The organism is Staphylococcus sp. FSL K6-0223 (assembly GCF_038008285.1).
Genome location: NZ_JBBOYX010000003.1, coordinates 690,264 through 711,100 on the forward strand (window position 1 = coordinate 690,264; position 20,837 = coordinate 711,100).

General features: G+C 35.1%; 17 protein-coding genes. 1 reads left to right on the forward strand and 16 read right to left on the reverse strand.

Annotated elements, in window-relative coordinates; all coding sequences use genetic code 11:
* Positions 1 to 75: 75 nt before the first annotated feature.
* Positions 76 to 1,566 (reverse strand): betaine-aldehyde dehydrogenase, encoded by a 1,491-nt coding sequence (gene betB / locus MHI13_RS20650; protein WP_002432685.1) that lies wholly within the window; start codon positions 1,564 to 1,566, stop codon positions 76 to 78.
* Between the two features lie 287 nt (positions 1,567 to 1,853).
* Here betB and cudC point away from each other — a divergent pair, with 287 nt between their 5' ends.
* Entirely contained in the window at positions 1,854 to 2,408 is a 555-nt protein-coding gene (cudC, locus tag MHI13_RS20655; protein WP_002469880.1) for a choline uptake/conversion transcriptional regulator CudC, read from the forward strand.
* Between the two features lie 88 nt (positions 2,409 to 2,496).
* Here cudC and MHI13_RS20660 read toward each other — a convergent pair whose 3' ends face one another.
* The 15 genes from MHI13_RS20660 to MHI13_RS20730 all read right to left on the reverse strand — a co-directional run bounded on the left by MHI13_RS20660 (position 2,497) and on the right by MHI13_RS20730 (position 20,705).
* Positions 2,497 to 4,119: a BCCT family transporter gene (locus tag MHI13_RS20660; RefSeq protein ID WP_002469734.1), complete on the reverse strand. Its 1,623-nt coding sequence runs from the start codon at positions 4,117 to 4,119 to the stop codon at positions 2,497 to 2,499.
* Between the two features lie 385 nt (positions 4,120 to 4,504).
* Positions 4,505 to 5,803 (reverse strand): anaerobic C4-dicarboxylate transporter family protein, encoded by a 1,299-nt coding sequence (locus MHI13_RS20665; RefSeq protein WP_002436174.1) that lies wholly within the window; start codon positions 5,801 to 5,803, stop codon positions 4,505 to 4,507.
* 214 nt (positions 5,804 to 6,017) lie between these two features.
* Positions 6,018 to 6,548 carry an anaerobic ribonucleoside-triphosphate reductase activating protein gene (nrdG, locus tag MHI13_RS20670; protein WP_002436158.1) on the reverse strand — a complete coding sequence of 177 codons (531 nt, stop codon included), beginning with the start codon at positions 6,546 to 6,548 and terminating at the stop codon, positions 6,018 to 6,020.
* Positions 6,545 to 8,395, reverse strand: a complete 1,851-nt coding sequence (gene nrdD / locus MHI13_RS20675) for an anaerobic ribonucleoside-triphosphate reductase (RefSeq protein WP_002436208.1) — start codon at positions 8,393 to 8,395, stop codon at positions 6,545 to 6,547. Before nrdD ends, nrdG begins: the two co-directional genes overlap by 4 nt.
* A gap of 219 nt (positions 8,396 to 8,614) precedes the next feature.
* Complete coding sequence (locus MHI13_RS20680) at positions 8,615 to 8,902, reverse strand: hypothetical protein (protein WP_002436232.1); 288 nt, start codon at positions 8,900 to 8,902, stop codon at positions 8,615 to 8,617.
* Between the two features lie 195 nt (positions 8,903 to 9,097).
* On the reverse strand, positions 9,098 to 9,862 hold the full coding sequence (locus MHI13_RS20685) for a CHAP domain-containing protein (protein ID WP_002436224.1): 765 nt from the start codon (positions 9,860 to 9,862) through the stop codon (positions 9,098 to 9,100).
* Between the two features lie 389 nt (positions 9,863 to 10,251).
* The gene (locus tag MHI13_RS20690) at positions 10,252 to 11,622 is read right to left on the reverse strand and encodes a CitMHS family transporter (RefSeq protein WP_002436256.1); all 1,371 of its coding nucleotides are present in this window, start codon (positions 11,620 to 11,622) and stop codon (positions 10,252 to 10,254) included.
* A 246-nt stretch (positions 11,623 to 11,868) separates the two neighbouring features.
* Complete coding sequence (gene cysC / locus MHI13_RS20695; RefSeq protein WP_002436172.1) at positions 11,869 to 12,468, reverse strand: adenylyl-sulfate kinase; 600 nt, start codon at positions 12,466 to 12,468, stop codon at positions 11,869 to 11,871.
* A gap of 21 nt (positions 12,469 to 12,489) precedes the next feature.
* Entirely contained in the window at positions 12,490 to 13,668 is a 1,179-nt protein-coding gene (gene sat, locus MHI13_RS20700) for a sulfate adenylyltransferase (RefSeq protein WP_002436216.1), read from the reverse strand.
* A 23-nt stretch (positions 13,669 to 13,691) separates the two neighbouring features.
* Complete coding sequence (locus MHI13_RS20705) at positions 13,692 to 14,591, reverse strand: sulfite exporter TauE/SafE family protein (RefSeq protein ID WP_340761922.1); 900 nt, start codon at positions 14,589 to 14,591, stop codon at positions 13,692 to 13,694.
* 23 nt (positions 14,592 to 14,614) lie between these two features.
* The gene (locus MHI13_RS20710) at positions 14,615 to 15,223 is read right to left on the reverse strand and encodes an NAD(P)-binding protein (protein ID WP_064210754.1); all 609 of its coding nucleotides are present in this window, start codon (positions 15,221 to 15,223) and stop codon (positions 14,615 to 14,617) included.
* Positions 15,224 to 15,297: 74 nt separating this feature from the next.
* A complete protein-coding gene (gene cobA / locus MHI13_RS20715; RefSeq protein WP_064210755.1) occupies positions 15,298 to 16,077 on the reverse strand; it encodes a uroporphyrinogen-III C-methyltransferase in 780 nt (259 codons plus the stop codon).
* 21 nt (positions 16,078 to 16,098) lie between these two features.
* Positions 16,099 to 17,817, reverse strand: coding sequence for an assimilatory sulfite reductase (NADPH) hemoprotein subunit (cysI, locus tag MHI13_RS20720; RefSeq protein ID WP_340761926.1), 1,719 nt, complete (start codon positions 17,815 to 17,817; stop codon positions 16,099 to 16,101).
* A gap of 19 nt (positions 17,818 to 17,836) precedes the next feature.
* Positions 17,837 to 19,702 (reverse strand): assimilatory sulfite reductase (NADPH) flavoprotein subunit, encoded by a 1,866-nt coding sequence (locus MHI13_RS20725; protein WP_064210757.1) that lies wholly within the window; start codon positions 19,700 to 19,702, stop codon positions 17,837 to 17,839.
* Positions 19,703 to 19,973: 271 nt separating this feature from the next.
* Positions 19,974 to 20,705 carry a phosphoadenylyl-sulfate reductase gene (locus MHI13_RS20730; RefSeq protein ID WP_002436250.1) on the reverse strand — a complete coding sequence of 244 codons (732 nt, stop codon included), beginning with the start codon at positions 20,703 to 20,705 and terminating at the stop codon, positions 19,974 to 19,976.
* Positions 20,706 to 20,837 lie beyond the last annotated feature (132 nt).

A 20,837-nucleotide genomic window follows, 5' to 3' on the forward strand; every position in this document is an offset into this window, starting at 1 on the left:
TTTCTAAGCGCTCACTCGCAATGAATATTTTTTAATTTCGAAAATTAAATCAGCATACTTTTTCAAATGCAAGAATTATTTACTAAACCAATTCACTGGTTCTGGATTCGTGTTTGTTAAGATGTGTTTAGTAATCAAGTATTCTTCAAGTCCTTCTTTACCAAGTTCTCTACCGATACCTGATTGTTTGTAACCACCCCATGGCGCTTGAGCGAAATAAGGATGGAAATCATTAATCCAAACGGTACCTAATTTTAATTTGTTAGCTACACGTTGTGCTTTACCAATATCTTTAGTGAATACCGCACCAGCTAATCCATAGATTGAATCGTTAGCTAAACGAATTGCTTCTTCTTCATCTGCGAAACCTTCAACAGTTACGACTGGTCCAAAGACCTCTTCCTGAACAATACGCATTGATGTATCACAATCTGTGATAACAGTAGGTTCAAAGAATAATCCTGCTTGTAAGTCTTCACGTTCAGGACGTTTACCTCCGATAGCAATTGTAGCGCCATCTTGTTTAGCAACTTCCATGTAATTTTCAATTTTCTCACGATGTGCAGTTGAAATAACTGGTCCCATTTCAGTGTCTTGATCGAAACCATTACCAATTTTAATTTTACTTACACGGTCGATCAGTGCCTTTTCAAACTTATCTTTAATATCGTTATGAACTAAAATTCTAGAACCTGCAGAGCAAACTTGACCTGCGTGGAAATAACCACCATTTAAAGCTTGATCCACTGCTAATTCAAAGTCTGCATCGTCAAAAATGATGTTTGGATTCTTACCACCAAGTTCTAAAGCAACTTCAGTAACGTTGTCAGCAGCTTGTTTCATGATGTGTTTACCTGTTTCAATTCCGCCTGTGAATGATACTAAGTCAACTTCTTCATGGCCTGACATTACGTCGCCAACTTCTGAACCTGCACCTAGAATTAAGTTGATTGTACCTTTAGGGAAACCAACCTCTTCCATTAATTCAAATACACGAATTGTTGTTAATGGTGTAATTTCACTAGGTTTCATAACTAAAGAACAACCTGTAGCTAATGCAGGTGCAATCTTCCATGATGCTTGAAGTAAAGGATAATTCCAAGGTGTGATTTGTGTAACTACACCGATAGGTTCTTTGATGACTTTACTTTCTGAATTTGGAATTGGCGTATTAATGATTTCACCACCATCTTTATCAGCTAATCCTGCGAAATACATGAATACATTATGAATATCATCCATATCTGCATAAGACTCTTCTAATGTCTTACCAGTATCTAATGTTTCAAGTTTAGCTAATTCTTCTCTATTTTCTTTAATTTTATCTGCGATGGCTCTTACTTTTTTACCTCTAACTTCACTTGTTTCAAGTGACCATTCGCCCTCTTCAAATGATCTTCTTGCAGCTAAAATTGCTCTTTCCGTATCTTCTTTAGTCCCCTCAGCTACTGTAAAGATAACTTCTTGATTATAAGGATTTATAATATCTCTTGTATTTTTATTTGAACTTTCAACCCATTCACCATCGATATACTGACGGTTTGATAATTTATCTACAAGTTCCATCAAAACAACCTCCGTTAAGTTTGTTAAATTTTTATTTAACGAATTTTACAAATTTATGTTAGCATAGGTATTGAAAACGTGTCAATTTCTTAAAATACATTTGTAATACACAAGTAAATATCCAAACTTAACATTATTCTCCTTACTTACAACTTTAATTTGATAAATTAATTTTAATTTTTGTAAAAAGGTTTTATAATAGTTTGGCATGTAAAATTTTCAATTTTAAGTTATTTAACTTAATTGACGTGGTAAAAAAATTGAATATTAGAATTGGAGGTGCAGTGATGACACGTACGAATAATGACGCGCACCAAGTCGAACAAGCGAAAGATTTAGTGATAAACTCTATTGGAGAAACGATGGATTTGTATGGTATTAATCGTAGCGTCGGCAATTTATATGGCATCATGGTTTTTGAAGGCAGCATGACACTAGATGAGATGCGTCAACAATTACAAATGAGTAAACCAAGTATGAGTTCAGGTGTAAAGAAACTTCAAGAATACGACATTGTTAAACAACAATTTACACGCGGAAGTCGTAAACAACATTTTATCGCAGAGAAAGACTTCTTTAATTTCTTCAGAAACTTCTTTACAAGAAAATGGGAACGAGAGATCGATACAAACATGGAGGCAATTAAAGATGCCGAAAAGATTATCAATCCGCTTTTAAATAAAGAAAATTTAGATGAAGAAGCGAGAGAAGATGCGTTAAATGTTAAAGCTCAATTAGATCATTCAAAAATATATTATGAATGGTTAGAACAATTAAGCGAGTCATTGGAATCTGGAGAAATATTCAAATACTTCCCTATTCCTGAACATGAAAATGAATAAAATTAAATTTAAATTATAACGTAAAAAAGCCAAGGGATATTCAAACGTATTTAAACGTGAATATCCCTTGGCTTTTTTGAATTAGTATTTATAAATTATCGTCTTCTGGTTCTTCTTTGACTTGAACGATTCGAAGTGATCGTCGTTCAACTTCTTTCAATTTATCTGCACGTGTTTCAAGTTTTATTCGATCTCGACCCAGTATGATGAGGAAGGAAATCATCATAAAGGTGAAAATGACGAGTAAAGGTACACTGGCCAATATTGATGCTGTTTTCAATACTTGAAGTGCTCTCTCGCCACCCACTAACATGAGTGAGAATGGAAGTAAACATAATGCGAATGCCCAGAATAAACGATTGGCTCTTAAAGGTTCCCCGATAACTTTTTTCTGTGAAGCAGCTGCTAGGATATAAGAACCAGAGTCAAATGTTGTTGCTAAGAATAAGAATGCTGAGATTAAGAATAAAATAATTGTAATTGTCGGGAATGGTAACTGATGCATTACTTCAATGATTGTTGCTTCAGTACCATGACTATTTAAATAATTAATAACATTAAATTGTCCAGTAATTTGTAGGTAAACTGCATAGTTACCAAAAATACCGAAGAATAATACACATCCTAATGTACCGTAACACATTGTACCTAATACTACTTCTTTAAGTGTACGACCTTTAGAAATGCGGGCGATAAATAAACCGATGAACGGTGCATATACTAACCACCAAGACCAATAGAAAATTGTCCAATCTTGAGGGAAATGAGTTTCCTTACGACCATGAATACCGCCAAATGGTTCCATCCAAGTCGCCATGTGGAAGAAATCTCTTAACATGTTACCGAACCCAGTTACCGTTGTTTCCATAATAAACACTGTTGGACCAACGATAAACACGAACGCTAGTAATATGAATGATAACCACACGTTGACGTCACTTAATTTTTGGATACCTTTTTTCAATCCAGTATAAGAACTAATTGCGAATATAACTGTAATGGTTAATAAGATGATTGAACGTAACACCATATTAGTTCCATCTAAACCAGTTAACTTCTCAACACCAGCTGAAATCATTGGCACACCAAGTGCTAATGACGTAGCGGCACCTCCAAGTAAACCAAATATAAATAATATATCTACAACTTTACCGATAAATTTATCAGTTTGACCTTTTAAAATAGGTCGACAAGCTTGACTAATTTTATAAATCGGTTGTTTCTTAACGAATACAAGGTAACCGATTGGTAGTGCTGGTAATACATAGATAGCCCATGCAATAGGGCCCCAGTGGAACATACCATACTGTGTCGCATATTGAAGTGCTTCATCTGACATTGGTTTTGCACCATTAGGTGGGACTTGGTAGTAAAATGCCCACTCAATCACACCCCAATACAAGATATCTGAGCCGATACCCGCACAAAATAGCATCGCAGCCCATGTGAAATTATTAAATTCTGGCTTGTCACTTGCTTTCCCTAATGTGACATTGCCGTATTTACCAAACGCTATGTAAAGAACGAAACAAAAGATTGCCAGTCCCATAAATAAATACACAGAACCAATTGAATTAGAAATGGCACTATTGATGTCTGTGATGATTGTTTCACTTGCTTTCGGAAAAACCATCATAGGTATAACGGCAAAAAGTAATACTATGACTACGCCTATGAAGGTCGTCCAGTCCATAACTTTTTCCTTTTTCAATTGTGATCCCCCTAATATTATTTTTATGAATCGTGTGTTCAATTACGCTCAATATTTATTGATTCACAAAAAAGACAATAACGAAGTTTTAATAATAATGCAAATTACATACAAAGATTTTTAACCGTTATAGTGAATATTTATATAGTTTTAAGCATTTTAATGTTCATTTAAAATGACTATGACAACAGTGTTAAATTAAAATTTAACAAAATAAACGAATTTTACAGAATGTTGATTATGCATAAAAATACGCATTCAAAGAATATTTATTTATTTTCAAAACTTCGACTCTTAAAGAAATAATTCCTTATACAAAAGAAAAACTACTTTCCATAAGAAATTGAAAAGTAGTTTAAGTAAACCGTAGAGAATGATTTAATTTTTAATAACCTAATAGTGCTTTAATAGTGAACCCAATGATGATAGATACAGTAATCACAAAGAATCCTGGGACGGCGAAGCTGGTTGGTCTCGTTCTGCCTGTTTCATCTAACTCCACAGCAAATAGTAATGTAGGTTGAGCTGGTATCACGAAGTTAACGTTCAATGTTTGTACCATGGCTACGAAATAAATAGGTGGAATGCCTAAACTCATAACAATCGGCACCATAATCGATGCAGTGGCAGTTTGAGATATTACAATCATCGCTACAATGGAAACCAATATAATGACTAACCATGGAACTTGACTAATCGTTTGTCCGATATCATTTTTTAATATTTTTAAATTTTGTGGCGCATTAAAGATCGTTGCACCTAACCAACCAGGTCCAAGCACAGCAAATAAAGCTCCTGTTGCTGATTGCGTAATATGAGAAGTTAATATATCTGATGTGTTAATTTTGACTAATAGTAAATTAATTGCTGAACTTAAATACATAAAGAATTGTACTATCTCAGTCATTTCTACTTTGACTGTCTTTCCATTAACATCGAATGTAGGCATAAGATGTGGGAATATACCAAATGTTAAGATGCCTAACACACATAATAGAAAGCTTAGCACGCCTATTTTTACTTTTCCTGAAAATTGATTTTCAAGCTCGTCCTCCGGCATTTGAACTAAACGCTCAGATGAATCATGTACTTTCTCTTTACGCCCTACAAAAGTACAAAAAATACTAAGTAGCAACATACTAATAAGAGCAGTTGGTAACACGATACTTAAATACTTACCCATCGATATATGATATCCTGCTAAAACTGAAATGATATATGCGGTAGCTGAAGCTGCAGGGCTACAAAGCAGTGCTAAATTTGCAGTTAAAACTGATGCAGTTAAGGCTCTCTTAGGTTGTATATGTGCCTTCTGCGCCGTCTTTGCAATAATAGGTTCTAAGGATAAAGCTATATTAGCCGTACCTATACCAAAGACGAAAAGGAAAACAATCATCGGAGCAATAAATATAATCGATTTTGGAAAGCGTTCAATCACACGCGAAGCAATATAAACTAAATAATCAATACCACCTGTTGCTTGAAGAGTTCCTCCTGCGATACCAATAGATAGGATAATTAAAACTGCTGTAACAGGAGCTGAACCTGGAGGTAATCGAAAGATAAATATCATTATTAACTGAGCCACAATCGCAAAGATACCACATCCAAGTGCGCCAGCTGTTCTAAGACCTAATAATATCGCAAGAATCATTATTATGATTTCTATGATAAATAAAACCATGAGAAGATCTCCTTAAACTTGGTGAACAAATTTTGTATACATTAATATTTTATCACTTAAAGATGTAAATAGTATATATATAGGTAGAATATTATTTATTATCACTTTAAATTTGATTAGGTATTATCATTTTTCCTACTTTAGTGTTTAATAACTCTTTTAACATTTTAGATTTTGAAATAAACTGAAGCGAGTGTTAACACCCGCTTCATTATTACACATATTCAATAATCCCATGGCTACGTAAAGAATCTTGAACGTCTATCACGCGTTGGTTAAGAGAGCCTTTATAAGGTAAATTGGGTTTGTATAACTGATACATAAATAATCCATCAACTAAAATATCAGTAAGTTCAAGTAATTCTCGTCGTTCATCCGTTTGATGTTTCAAATATTCGAATAGAAAGCCAGTCCATATCCAAATCGTTTTACTGTAACCAAATCTCTCTCTAAACGCTCGTGCAATCTTTAAAGATATATTCAAATTGCAAAAAGGCTCTCCACCCAAAATACTGATTCCAGAAATATACGAGGGGGCACAATTTTCAAGTATTTCTTGCAAGATATCTTCAGAAAATGTTTCACCATATTTAAAATTCTGTGCTTTTTCGTTATAACACTTTTTACATTGAAAAGGACATCCTGATACATATACGCTACAACGTACACCCTCGCCATCCACAAAGCTATGACTTTCAATTTTAGCAATATGATTTTGTCCTGTTTTAATGTCTAACATGCTCATGAACGTGGTTCCTTCATGTGTTTAACTCTTGCACAAATTTCTTTTTGACGTCCTTCTATCACTGGTCGTTGTACTGGATTTCCTAAATAACCACATGTTCTTTTCACGACATCGACGGTCTTAGGATCGCTATTTCCACAGTTCGGGCATTTATAACCATTTTCAGTAGTTTCAAAATCACCATCATAATCACACTTGTAACAATGATCAATAGGAATATTCGTTCCTAAATAGCCAACTTTATCATAAGAATAATCCCACACTGCCTCTAACGCTTTAATGTTGTGATTAAGTTTAGGATATTCGCAATAATGGATGAAACCACCACTTGCATAGTAAGGGTAATCCTTTTCAAAATCTAACTTCTCGAAAGGTGTTACATCTTTACGCACATCATAATGGAAGGAATTCTGGTAGTATCCTTTATCGGTAATATCAGGTATTTCACCAAAGCGCTCTTTATCTAAGCGACAAAATCGGTCGGTCAAAGATTCGCTTGGCGTACTATAAATACTAAACCAAATATCATATCGATTAGTCCATGCATTCTGATAATATTTCATTTCTCTTAGAATATCTAATGTAAATGTTTTAGCTTCAATATTATCCTCCCAATCAGGACCGTAAAACATTGTTGCGGCTTCATATAAGCCAATGTAACCCATTGAAATCGTCGCACGTTGGTGTTTAAACAGTTCTTCTACATTTTCAGAAGCGTTTAATTTGTATTTAAAAGCACCACTTTTATATAGAATTGGCGCATTATTAGGTATTGCATCTTTTAAGCGTTTAATTCTATAAACTAATGCATCATGCATCAATTGCATTTTTTGATCAAATAACTCCCAAAACTTGGCCATATCACCATTAGATTCTATTGCAATTCTTGGGATATTCAATGTGACAACGCCTAAGTTACAGCGGCCATTATTTTCAAAGTTTCCTGTTGCATCTTTCCAACTAGGTAAGAATGAACGGCAACCCATTGGGGCTTTAAAATCACCCAAAAGTTCAACGATTTTGTCATAATTTAAGATGTCAGGATACATACGTTTCGTTGAACACTCAAGTGCGAGTTGTTTAATATCGTAATTGGGATCATCGGGGCTAAAGTTAGTACCCTTTTTAATTGAGAAGACAAGTTTCGGGAAAATAGCTGTCATACGGTCTTTACCCAGTCCTTTAATACGCGTACGTAAAATAGCTTGTTGTATTTTGCGACTAAGTTCATCTGTACCTAAACCAAATCCTAATGTTACAAATGGCGTTTGACCGTTGGAAGTATAAAGTGTATTAATTTCGTATTCCAAACTTTCGATGGCATCGCCGATATCTTTTGTCACTTGTTGCTCAACGTAAGATTCTATTTTATCTGGTTGGACATATTGTTGTGCCATTTCACGATGATGTTCTGCATTTAATTTAGCATATGTACTTAATAATTCATCTACTCGGTCAACTGTACAACCACCATATTGGCTGCTTGATACGTTTGCGATAATTTGAACAAGTTGTGCAGATGCGGTTTGTATTGATTTAGGGGATGTCACATGTGCATTACCTATTTCAAAGCCATTTTCTAACATATCTTTAGCATCAATTAGACAACAATTCGTTAATGGTTGAAAAGGATGGTAGTCTAAATCATGGAAATGTATATCTCCAGATAAATGTGCTTTAGCTACGTGTTTTGGAAGTAGATTTTCTAGTGCATATGACTTAGATACAGTTCCAGCTGTTAAATCTCTCATTGTAGAGAAAGTATTACTATCTTTATTTGCATTTTCATTTAATATTGTCGGGTCTTTTGTTATCAATCGTGTTAATGATTGTTCTAAAGCCGTCATATTATCACCTTTTTTCTATATATGGCATCTATTTACAAAATATAACACTATATATAGTATTACAATCAATAACTTAGACGTTAACGAAAGTGTCAAAAAGATTTTAACGTTTCATGAACTATATGTGGAAAAGGCACTTTATTGCGAACAATTAGAAAGCTCTAACATGTATGATCATCATCTACATGTCAGAGCCTTATAAATTAAAAAATATTCTACTTATCTATCTTTGTCTTTAAACCGTTCTTCAAACTTTTCATTATCTACTGAATGATGTGCTTTATCTTCAGTTTGATGGTGTGGTGCTTCACTCTTTTCACTTTCTTCATCTGTGTGACCTTTTGCCATTTGAAGGTTCTTTTCTGTGTTTTTACGTTTTTCTTCTTTTGAACGTTTATCGTAAGCACGTTCTTCATAAACTGAACCAACTGTTAATATAAGAATAACAGCTATAGTGACAATGATAATAACTGCTAAAATAATCCACATCCAAATGTTAAATTCCATGTTACTTCACCTTCCTTAAAGCTAAAAATAGCTCAACTCTAATCCCTTTACTTTTAAATTTCCCTTTTAAAATAACTTCAATCACATAATCATTGACTTAACCTTTTATATGTATAAAGTTTCTTACCTATATAAAAAAGCCATGAACCGTTTAAGTTCATGGCTTCATTACTAAAAATATTTCTAGTCACTCGATTATGAAATGTAGTTATAAGCGCCAGCTTGGCTTGCTGAGATTGTACGAGTAGATACAACTCCAGGTCCACCGTTATAGTTCATTTCAGATACTTTTACTGAACCGTCATTATTTACGTTCTCAACGTATGCAACGTGACCGAATGCACCTTGTGAAGTTTGCATGATTGCACCTTGTTTAGGTGTATTGTTTACAGTGTAACCTGATGATGCTGCTGCGTTAGCCCAGTTGTTAGCGTTGCCCCAAGTTGAGCTGATTTTGCCGCCAACTTTGTCATAAACATAGTAAGTACATTGACCTGAAGTGTATAGGTTTGAACCTGAAGATGTTTGACCTGCGAATGCAGCTGATGCATTGCTTGAAGATTTTTGAGTTGGTGCTGATTGAGTTGTTACTTTAACGTTTCTATCAGAAGTTGAATAATTTGCACCTAAACCTCCACCATTATTTGAGTTGTAGCTTTGAGTTTGGTTATTTGTTCTATAATTATTGTAGTTATTGTATGAATTGTAGCTTTGTGTACTTTGGTTAGCATTTGAGTAGTTAGAGTTGTTTCCTTGTTGAGCTTGTTGTGGACTCCAGTTACCTTTCCAATCGTAATGATAGTTACCTTGTTGGTCGATTGTATAAGTGTAGCTGTAAGAATAAGGATCGTTAGGGTTATATCCATTATTGTTATTTTCCGCTGCATCTGCATCGTGTTGCATGATTCCAAATGTTGCAATACCTGCTGTAGCGATTGTAGCTGTAGCGATTTTTTTCATTTTAATATCCTCCTATAATTTGGGTTAATCTTTTAACTATCTCGTGGCTACCTTCAATTATCTTTAACATTTAAGTTTAATTTTTTCTTCGTTAATTAACGACAATAAACACTGTAACAGACACACAACCGTTTGTGTACAATGTTAATACTTTGTAAATGAATCATAATAATGTAACGCCCTCTTGTAAAAAACGTGTGTCAATTTTACACAATTTAAATCACTTTCATGACAGTATTTATAGCGATTTAATCAACATCGTTGTTACAGTTGTTGTAATTTATCTGATAATTTTTAGAGTAAATTATTTCATTGAAAAAGGGATGAAAACTTCGTTTCATCCCTTTTGTGATAGCGCCTTCACACTAAGCATATGATTTAATTAAACTCTAAACAGTCACGACGCCCATAAGTACTGCGATAAGTAATAGCACAATGGCAAATCCCCAAATCCAAAAGAATGCATACTTAATGTAAGTACCCATATTCGCTTCAGCAAGTCCAATGGCTAACCATAATGCTGGTGAAAACGGACTTACGAATGTACCAATAATATTACCTATCACCATTGCATATGCTGTAGAAACAGCTGAAACATGGAATTGACTAGCAGTTTGTTCAACAATAGGTAAAACAGCAAAGTAATATGCATCCGTACTTGTTAATAAATCTAATGGCACACCAAATATCCCAACAATGATATGCAAATATGGACCTACTGCATCTGGAATAATCTTAATAAAATCTGTAGCAATCGCTTTAAGCATACCAGTTTCATTAAGAACACCTAAGAACATTCCAGCTGCAATAATGACTGCCGCCATCATTAAGGCATTAGGAGCATGAGCCTTTAATCGATCCATTTGTTCATCAACACTTTTATAGTTGATAATTAGCGCGAGTGAAGTGCCTATCATGAAAGCAAACTCTGGTGGCGCTAGATTTGCTAGCATGATGACGATAACTAAAATCGTTAATACTACATTTATCCATATAATATAAGGATTATTCCTAGCACGGCCTTTAACTGGAAACTTAATATCTTGTTCACGTTCATAAATATTAACTAATCTATGTATATCTACATCTTGCGTTTCTTCTACTTCGCCTTTTTCTATCGCCTTCTTAATACGTTTCTTTTCACGAAATCCTAAGTATACTGCGAAGATGATTACGAGGACGAATCCAATAATTTGAATTGGAATCAGACCATACCATAATTCATTCACACTTTTCACTTTCAATACTGTTGCCACACGTGCCATAGGTCCACCCCACGGAACCATGTTCATAATTGCTGCACTTAGCGCAAGTAATAATATTAAGAGGTATTTATTCATATTTAGCGCTTTATATAATGGAAGCAATGCTGGTATTGAAAGTAGGAAAGTCACTGCCCCAGCGCCATCTAATTGCGCAAATGAACCAATTAACGCAGTCATTACACAAACAATAATCACGTTACCTCTCGTCATTAATATCAATCGCTTCACTAAAGGCTTAAATAATCCACTATCAGTCATAATGCCAAAAAAGATGATGGCAAATATAAACATTATGACAACGTTCATAACTTGTGATAAGCCCTTATCAAAGAATTTCACTAAATCTCCCACACTGTACCCCAATATCATTGCACCGATACATGGTATCAATGTCATGCCAACAACAGGGCTAATTTTCTTCGCTATGAGTAAACCTACAATTGAAACAATAATCGCTAACCCAATCATCGTTAACCATATATTATCTCCATGCATATTTAACATCCCCTTTTATTAACTCCGCTATGTCATACGTAGGTTTAATAAGTATTACTATACACAGATGTATAAAATTTTAGTCATCTCCCAATAAGTCATTCCTCATCATACTCGTTAAATCCCCTCGTATTTTGTAAGCGCTTTCCATAATTGTAACAAAGATTTTCAAAATAAAAAATATGTATAGACATACAACATTTCAAACTTAAAGCATGTATGTTCATTGACATACATGCTTGTGAGTTAAATATATTGATGTTGCTTAAGGTATTGAATCACACGATCAACTGATTGATCAATTGATTCATGTTCAGTATCTAAAATGATTTCTGGATGATCTGGAGCTTCATAAGGGGCGCTAATACCTGTAAACTCAGGAATTTCTCCAGAGCGTGCTTTCTTATACAATCCTTTAGGATCGCGATTCTCACATTCTTCAACACTGCATTTCGTATATACTTCTATAAATTCTTCATCTTCAAGAATCGCGCGTACATTATCGCGATCTTGTTTATATGGTGAAATGAAAGCTGTCAAAGTGATTGAACCTGCATCAACCATGAGTTTGGCAACTTCACCTATACGACGTATGTTTTCAGTACGATCTTCAGGACTAAATCCTAAATTTTTATTAAGACCATGACGCACATTATCCCCATCTAAACGATATGTTTGCTTTCCTTCATTGAATAGCGCTTTTTCTAAAGCGACAGAAACGGTCGATTTACCTGAACCAGATAAACCCGTAAACCAAATAACTGCACTTTTATGACCATTACGTTTTTGTCTTTCTTCTTTCGTCACTTCTGAATCATGCCAAGTAATATTGTTAGATTCACTCATGCTATCTCTCCTTTTACTTTATTATTTTTCTCGTAAACCTCTAATTAGTACTTCAGCGACTTCTGGTCTTGAAAATTGAGTTGGCAAGGATTCTCCGTTACGTAATTTTTCTCTAACTTTTGTACCGCTTAAATGTAAATGTTGAGAGGCATTATGAGGGCACGTCTTAGCCGTCGCCATATTACCGCATGCTTCACAATAAAAAGCATGTTCAAATTTTAAGATTTGAATATCTAGTTCATCTTCAAATTGAGTGATAAGTTCTTGCGCTTCATATGTGCCATAGTAATCACCCACACCCGCATGATCACGTCCCACTATAAAGTGTGTACAACCATAATTCTTACGCACTGTTGCGTGCAATATTGCTTCACGAGGGCCGGCATAGCGCATTGCTGCAGGATAAATCACTAGTCGTGCTCTATTTTCAGGGAAATAATTCTTGAGGATAGCTTGATAACTTTCCATACGAACATCAGCAGGTATATCATCTGATTTAGTTTCTCCAACTAAAGGATTGAGAAGTAATCCATCTACAATTTCTAAAGCTGATTTCTGGATATATTCATGTGCACGATGAACTGGATTTCTAGTTTGGAATCCGACAACCGTTTTCCAACCTAAATCATGGAATAATTGTCTTGTTTCAGATGGATCTAGATGATAATCAGAAAATTCATCATGTTTAGGGCGATTGATTAATTGAATAGGTCCAGCTAAGTACACATCACCTTTTTCATACACTTTTTTGACACCTGGATGTTGTTCTTCAGTAGTTCCATAGACTAATTTTGCTTCTTTTTCTTTATCGTACGTATATTTCTCTTCTAATTTTAATGTTCCATATAATTCGCCATCTTCACCGTATAAAGCAATGTCATCACCAATTTCTAATTGATTCGCTTCTTCTTCAGATACTGGTAAAGTAATGGGAATACTCCATACTAATCCATTTTCTAAATGAGTATCTTCAACAACTTTGGTATAGTCTGCTTTATTCATAAATCCTGTTAATGGACTAAAACCACCAATACCAATTAATTCTAAATCTGAAATACCCCAAGGATTCAAAGTAATTGATTTATAAGATGATGCTTCCTTAATTAAACGTTCTCTTTCTTCACCTTCAACAACTCGGTTAATTAATTCACCACCATGTGGTTGAATTGTATAGTTAATTACTTCTTCATTTTTAGACATCGTTTTATAACCCCTTTATCCAATTAATTATATTTGTTTAATCGGCTTTTCTTGTAAGAAAAAGACAATTTCTTGTTTCGAATCACCTGAACGATGAGTAAAACAATAATTGCTGCTAAAATAATACATCTAACTGTATTTGAGATTGTTGTATCTTTAATGAAATAACTTAATAATGCATTACTATTTGTAAAAATAATTAACCCACCCACACATATTGCTAAAATATTTATAGGTAAAATTTTAACTAAATATGCTGAAATTGGAGCAGCAAGCATGCCACCAACACTTAGTGCAATGACAGCAAACCAGTTAATCTGAGTTAATCCTAAAAATATAATAAAACTTATTGCTGCAGAAGATGTAACAAAGAATTCACTAGCTGAAACCGTACCAATCGCATAACGTGGTTGAATTTTCTTGCTTGAAAGTAAGAGCGGTGTATTCACTGGACCCCAGCCTCCACCACCGATAGCATCTAAGAAACCTGCAATCGCACCTTGTGGAATCACTTTGAAACTACTCAAATCACCAACATGCGTATGGTGTTCATGTGTTCTTTTAAATAAGAATTGATATAAAATATAGAATCCCATGCTTAATAAAAAGAGTGCAATGAATGGTTTAATGTAATTACCGTGAATAAACGTTAAAACGCCTGCACCTATGAAGGCTGAAATAGAACCAGGTATCGCAAGCTTTAACAACGTTGGCTTATGAACATTTTCAAATTTCCAATGAGATGTACCAGAAGCTGCAGTGGTAGCAATTTCTGAGAAATGAACTGTTGCAGAAACTACTGCTGGCGCAATACCATAAGTGAGTAAAATGGATGATGATGATGCACCAAATCCCATGCCGAGTGACCCATCTACAAGTTGTGCTAAAAATCCCGCTATTGCGAATATTAATACTTTGCGCATATATCAAATGCCCCCATTCTTCATTAAACCTGTGATTGAAGCCATCGGATGAATTCATGTTGCTTATTCTCATCTAAATATGTGTCTGATAAAATTTGTTCAAGTAACGCATGTTTATCAGATGGCTCTATGCTGAGTGCTTTAATGTATTGTCTACTTTCATATAGAAATTGAACATAAGTAGCATACTCCTCATTATATGTATCCTCTAAATGATTAATAATACGTTGTCCTAACTTTGGACTTGCACCTTCAGTGGATACACTAATCGTTAAGCGATCCCTTCGAAAAACATTAGGAAACGTAACATTACCTAATTCAGCTTGTTCTGCATGATTAAATAACACATGTTCAGGTACTGATAACCTTACCTCTTCATTGACCTCTGAATGATTGGTAGCAGCAATTACCATATCTGCCTCTTCAATATCAGTAGGTTCGAAACGTTTTTCCAAATAAGTGATGCGCTGAGTTTCAACCCATTGTGCTATTTGATTAGTGATAACCGGGCTTACAACGTGAATATGTTCTGTGTAATTTAACAATGTTTTAATACGTCGTGTAGCAATTTTTCCACCACCGACAACGACAACTTTTTTGTTTGTTAAATCTAACATTAATGGCATATTCACGGTAAATCCCTCCTCATATTCATCTTACTATTTTTCTTCATTTTCAGAAAATAAATGATAAATCTAAAACAGTACTATTTAGATGTAACTTTAGGAATTGACAACTTGTTTACATCAGCTTGCTCCACAAACCAATGAATCTTTTCTCGCATATGGACTACATCACCAATGATGATCATAGCTGGGTTCGTTATTTGATGTGCCTTATCTACAATATTACCAAGTGTACCAGTAATCGTTTTTTGTCGTATTGATGTACCCATGTGAACGAGTGCGACTGGTGTTTCTGATGAACGACCATGTTTCGTTAATAAATCACAAATTTCTGGAAGTCGTTTAACTCCCATATAAACGCATAACGTTTCTGGTCCATTCGCTAAATGTTCCCAATATTGTTCTTTATCCATACCTGGTTTATTGACTGCGGTTACGAATGCGACAGATGAACTAAAATCTCTGTGAGTGACAGGAATACCTGCGTATGCTGGTACAGCAATACCCGATGTAATACCAGGTACAATTTCAAACGGAATATTGTGATTTGCTAATACTTCCGCTTCTTCGCCACCTCTACCAAAGACGAAAGGATCGCCACCTTTTAATCGTGTAACAGTATGCCCTTTCTTAGCTAAAGTGACCATCATTTTATTCGTTTCTTCTTGTGGTAATGAATGCTTATTAGGATCTTTGCCACAATAAAAGAATTTAGTGGAAGGAGAGGCGAATTCTAAAATCTCTTTATTAATCAAACGATCGTAAAGAATCACATCTGCTTTTTTAATTGCTTTTAAACCTTTAATTGTTAATAAATCAGGATCACCTGGACCTGCACCAACTAGAAATACCTTGCCCATATTAATCACTCCCCCTTTAGATTAGCTATGGAAGTCGCGACCATCATGGACTTTTGCTACCACACCTGAACGTATGACGAAATCACCAAAGTGCTCGCCTTCGAGTCGTTCTTTACCGTAACTCATCAACAATGGACGTAAACTTTCTAATATTTCATTTTCACCGATATTTTCTTTATACAATTTATTGAGACGCTCACCTTTGAAGCCACCACCTAAATACATGTTATATTTGCCAGGTGCTTTTCCGATAAATGCGACTTCAGCAAGTGCAGGTCTTGCACAACCATTTGGACATCCTGTCATACGAATTGTAATTTCTTCTTCCTGAACTCCAGCTTCATCTAATAAATCTTCAATTTTAGAGATTAAAGATGGTAAGTATCTTTCCGATTCTGCCATCGCTAATCCACAAGTTGGAAAGGCTACACATGCCATAGAGTTTCTACGTAATCCAGTATAGTTCTTACCATCTGTAAGACCATACTTATCAATGATAGCTTGGATTTCATCTTTTTTCTCAGGTGTAACGTTAGCGATTACTAAATTTTGATTCGGTGATAATCTGAAGTCACCTGTATGCATTTCAGCAATTTCTCTAAGTGCTGTTTTCAATTTATAATCTTCAGTATCTTTGACTCGTCCATTTTGAATAAACAACGTGAAATTCCAATTGCCATTACCCTCAATCCAACCTAAACGATCACCATTATGTTCAAATTCAAAGTCACGTGCACCTTCAATATCCCATCCTAATCGACGGTTCAATTCTTCTTTGACCCAAGCTTCACCAAGACGATCGACTGTATATTTAAAGCGTGCATTTTTACGATTTTCACGATTACCGTATTCTCTTTGAATTGTTAAAAGCTTTTCACAAACATCTACAGCTTTTTCTTTTGGTATAAATCCTATTAAACGCCCTAGTTGTGGATACGTTTGAGTATTACCGTGAGTCATACCCATACCTCCACCAATCGTGACATTAAATCCTAGTAATTCATCGTTATCTACAATAGCAATAAGTCCGATATCTTGTGAATAGACATCGATATCGTTAGAGGGTGGTACAGCAATACCGATTTTAAATTTACGTGGTAGATACGTATTACCGTATATCGGCTCCTTTTCCTCACTGGAATCTAATACTTTCTCGCCATCTAGCCAAATTTCATGATATGCGCCAGTTCTTGGAAGTAAATGATTACTAATGTCAGTAGCATATGTGTTCACTTCTTTGTGAACTTTTGATTGATAGGGATTTGGGTTACACATCGTATTACGATTTACATCGCCACAAGCAGCTATTGAATCTAAGACAGAGTCGTTGATCTCCTTCATAGACTGTTTTAAGTTACGCTTTAAAATTCCGTGAAATTGAAATGCCTGTCTTGTGGTCAATTTAATCGTTTGATTAGCATGATTATTAGAGATTTCATCCATAGCAATCCATTGCTCTGGTGTCGCTTTCCCCCCAGGTACACGAACACGTATCATAAAACTATATGCTGGTTCTAATTTTTGTTTACGACGTTCATCTCTTAAATCTCTATCGTCTTGCATGTAACTTCCGTGGAACTTTAATAGCTTAGCGTCATCTTGTGAAATTGAGCCCGTAATTGGATCGGCAAGCCCTTGTTCGATTGTTCCACGTAGAAAGTCACTGTCGGCTTTTAAAAATTCCATTTCATCAAGATTCTTATCAAGTTCTTCTGAAATTTGTTTATTTGTTCTAGCCATGTATCCCCCATCCTTTCTATTAATACACGTCTCGTTGATATCTCTTATCTCGTTTCAATTGCTTCAAGTATTCTTCTGCATCTTCTTCAGAAAGATTTTGTTCTTTCACTAATACATTACGAATAGCTTGATGAACATCCTTAGCCATCTTACTCTCATCACCGCACACATAAATCGCTGCACCATTTTCAATCCATTGGTTAAATTGCTCACTATTTTCAGCAATTTTATGCTGTACATACACTTTTTGATCCGTATCTCTTGAAAAGGCCACATCTAACTTAGAGAGGGTGCCATCATCGAGCCATTCTTGCCATTCAGTTTGGTATAAGAAATCAGTAGTGAAATGTTGTTCACCAAAGAATAGCCAAGTATGACCTTCAAATCCTAGCTCTTCACGTTCTTGCATATACGATCTGAATGGCGCAACACCAGTTCCTGGACCTATCATAATCACTGGGGTCTCTTCGTTTTGAGGGAATTTAAAATTTGGATTACGTTTCAAGTAAATTGGAACCGTATCACCTTCTTGAATTCTCTCCGCAAACTGTACTGAGCATACACCTGTACGATCACGACCATGCGCGTTATATCTTACAGCGCCCACCGTAATATGCACCTCATCAGGCGTTGCTTTATAACTACTTGAAATTGAGTACTCTCTCGGTGGTAACTTTCTTAATAATTGATACATATTTTCTGGCTGAAGTTCAGTTGTTGCAAAATCATTTAATAAATCAATGAGGTCGCGACCTTCTATATAACTTTGAATCCATTCCTTGTCTTGAACTTTCTCGCTAAGTTCATCATTGTTAAAGAACGTTGCCGCATTCTCAACTAAAGGTTTTGTTAACTTCGTTATTTCAAAATGAGAAGTTAATGCATCTTCAAGATTAAGTGTATCGCCATCTTCATTAATTAACACTTGCGTGTCCGGACTCCATCCTAATGTACTGACAAGTAAGTCGACGAGGGCTGGATCATTTTGAGGTAAGACAACAATACAATCGCCAGGTTCATATTCTTCACCGAAATTATCAAGTAATAATTCAATGTGTCTTGTTTCTTTATTTGAACCTCTACCATTTAAATTAATATTCGTTAAAACTTCGGCTTCATAAGGATTAGACTTTGAATATTTCTTCTCCTTTGCAGATTTAATAGACTCACTTACCACTTGTTCACTGTCAGTGCCTGCTGGTGTTGAATCTATCGCATTGATGACATTCGCCATCCACTTTTCAGCGTCTTCATCATAATCAACATCGCAATCGACACGGTCATAAATTCTCTCAGCACCTAATTCTGCAAGGCGGTTATCAAAGTCTTTACCAGTTTGACAGAAGAATTCATAAGTTTGGTCTCCTAATGCTAAAACTGAGAATCTTACACCATCTAATTTAGGCGCTTTACGACCATGGATATATTCATGCAATTCTACAGCATTATCTGGAGGGTCACCTTCCCCATGCGTTGCAGTCACAATAAATAAATCTTCAACTTTCTTAAGATCTTTAGGCTTGAAGTCGTCCATAGATTTAAGTGTGACATCATTTCCAATGTTAGATAAACGTTCTTCAAAGATTTCTGCTAACCCTTGTGCATTACCTGTTTCAGAACCAAAAAGAATAGTAATCGAGCGTTGTTCTGGCGTTACTTCAGGCTCTTTTCGATGTAACATGGCTTCAGTTTCTTGACTTACTGAAGACGTTGAAGATGATGCTATATTGTCAGAAGCTCCCTCACTCGTAGCATTCGATGATTGGTTTGCCATGAGGTAGCCACTTAACCAAGTTTGTTGTTCTGGTGTTAAAGTTTGGAGTAATTCATTAATCTGTGCTGCTTGCCCTTCAGTAAAGGGGCTATTAGTGACACTTAAGTTCAATCATATACACCTCTTATCTTAATTATCCCGATATTTGTTTATATTTATTTCTGAAAATGTTTCCAATATCGTTTATTCTAGTATGTACTAAATATTCACGACAGTAAATGAAAGAGAGTGATGCACAATACATCCATCCCTATTCATTTACAGCCTAGAATTATTTTATGCTTCAGCATTTTTTAAATGAGTTTTGCTATAACAAAGTAAGTTTTTGGTTATATCTTATCGGAATACTATGCTTTAAAGTCAAAAAATTTTGATTACCTTATTATGGTTTGTCTGCAACATGTAAGCCACATTCAGTTTTTTCGAAATTAGACCATCTGCCAGCACGGGAATCATTTGAGTCAAATACTGGTGCAGTGCAAGGGATACAACCGATACTAGGATAATGTTGATCATGCAATTCATTGTAAGGTAAATCATTGCTCTTGATATAGTCCCAAACCTCGTCTTCAGTCCAATAAATAAGTGGACATACTTTAACTGATTTAAATCGTTCATCTTTATTAATAAAGTCCGTGTTTGCACGTGTTGGTGATTGGGCACGTCTTAATCCTGAAACCCATGCTACCGCGCCAGATAAAACTTCCTCAAGTGGTTTAATCTTGCGAATATAACAACATTGATTAGGATTATTCTTCCATAGAGCGGGATTATATTTATCAGCCTGTTCTTCTAATGTAAGTTCTGGTTTTTTCATTTTAATTCGAAGTCGTGGATATTTCTCTTTCACTCTATCAATTAAATCGTAAGTTTCTTGGAAATGTAGGTCTGTATCTAAAAAGACGATCTGTGCATCTGGTTTAATTTGATAAATTAAATCGATAAGCACCATGCTTTCAGCCCCAAAACTACATGAATAAACGATGGCATCACCATAGATTTGGTAAGCCCATTCTAATATTTGGTAGGCACCTTTGGTTTGGTCGTCAGCATCGATAGTGTCGATAAAAGGATCACCCGTAAAACTATCATACGTAATCTTATCTACTGACATCAATTTATGATCCCCCCTCATTTCATAAATTCATTCAAACACTTAAATTCCTATCTGAATTGTCAGAATAATTATGTTTACTACTTTAACTACTTTTAATTTGAAAGTCAAGATACCAGTGTAAATATTCAT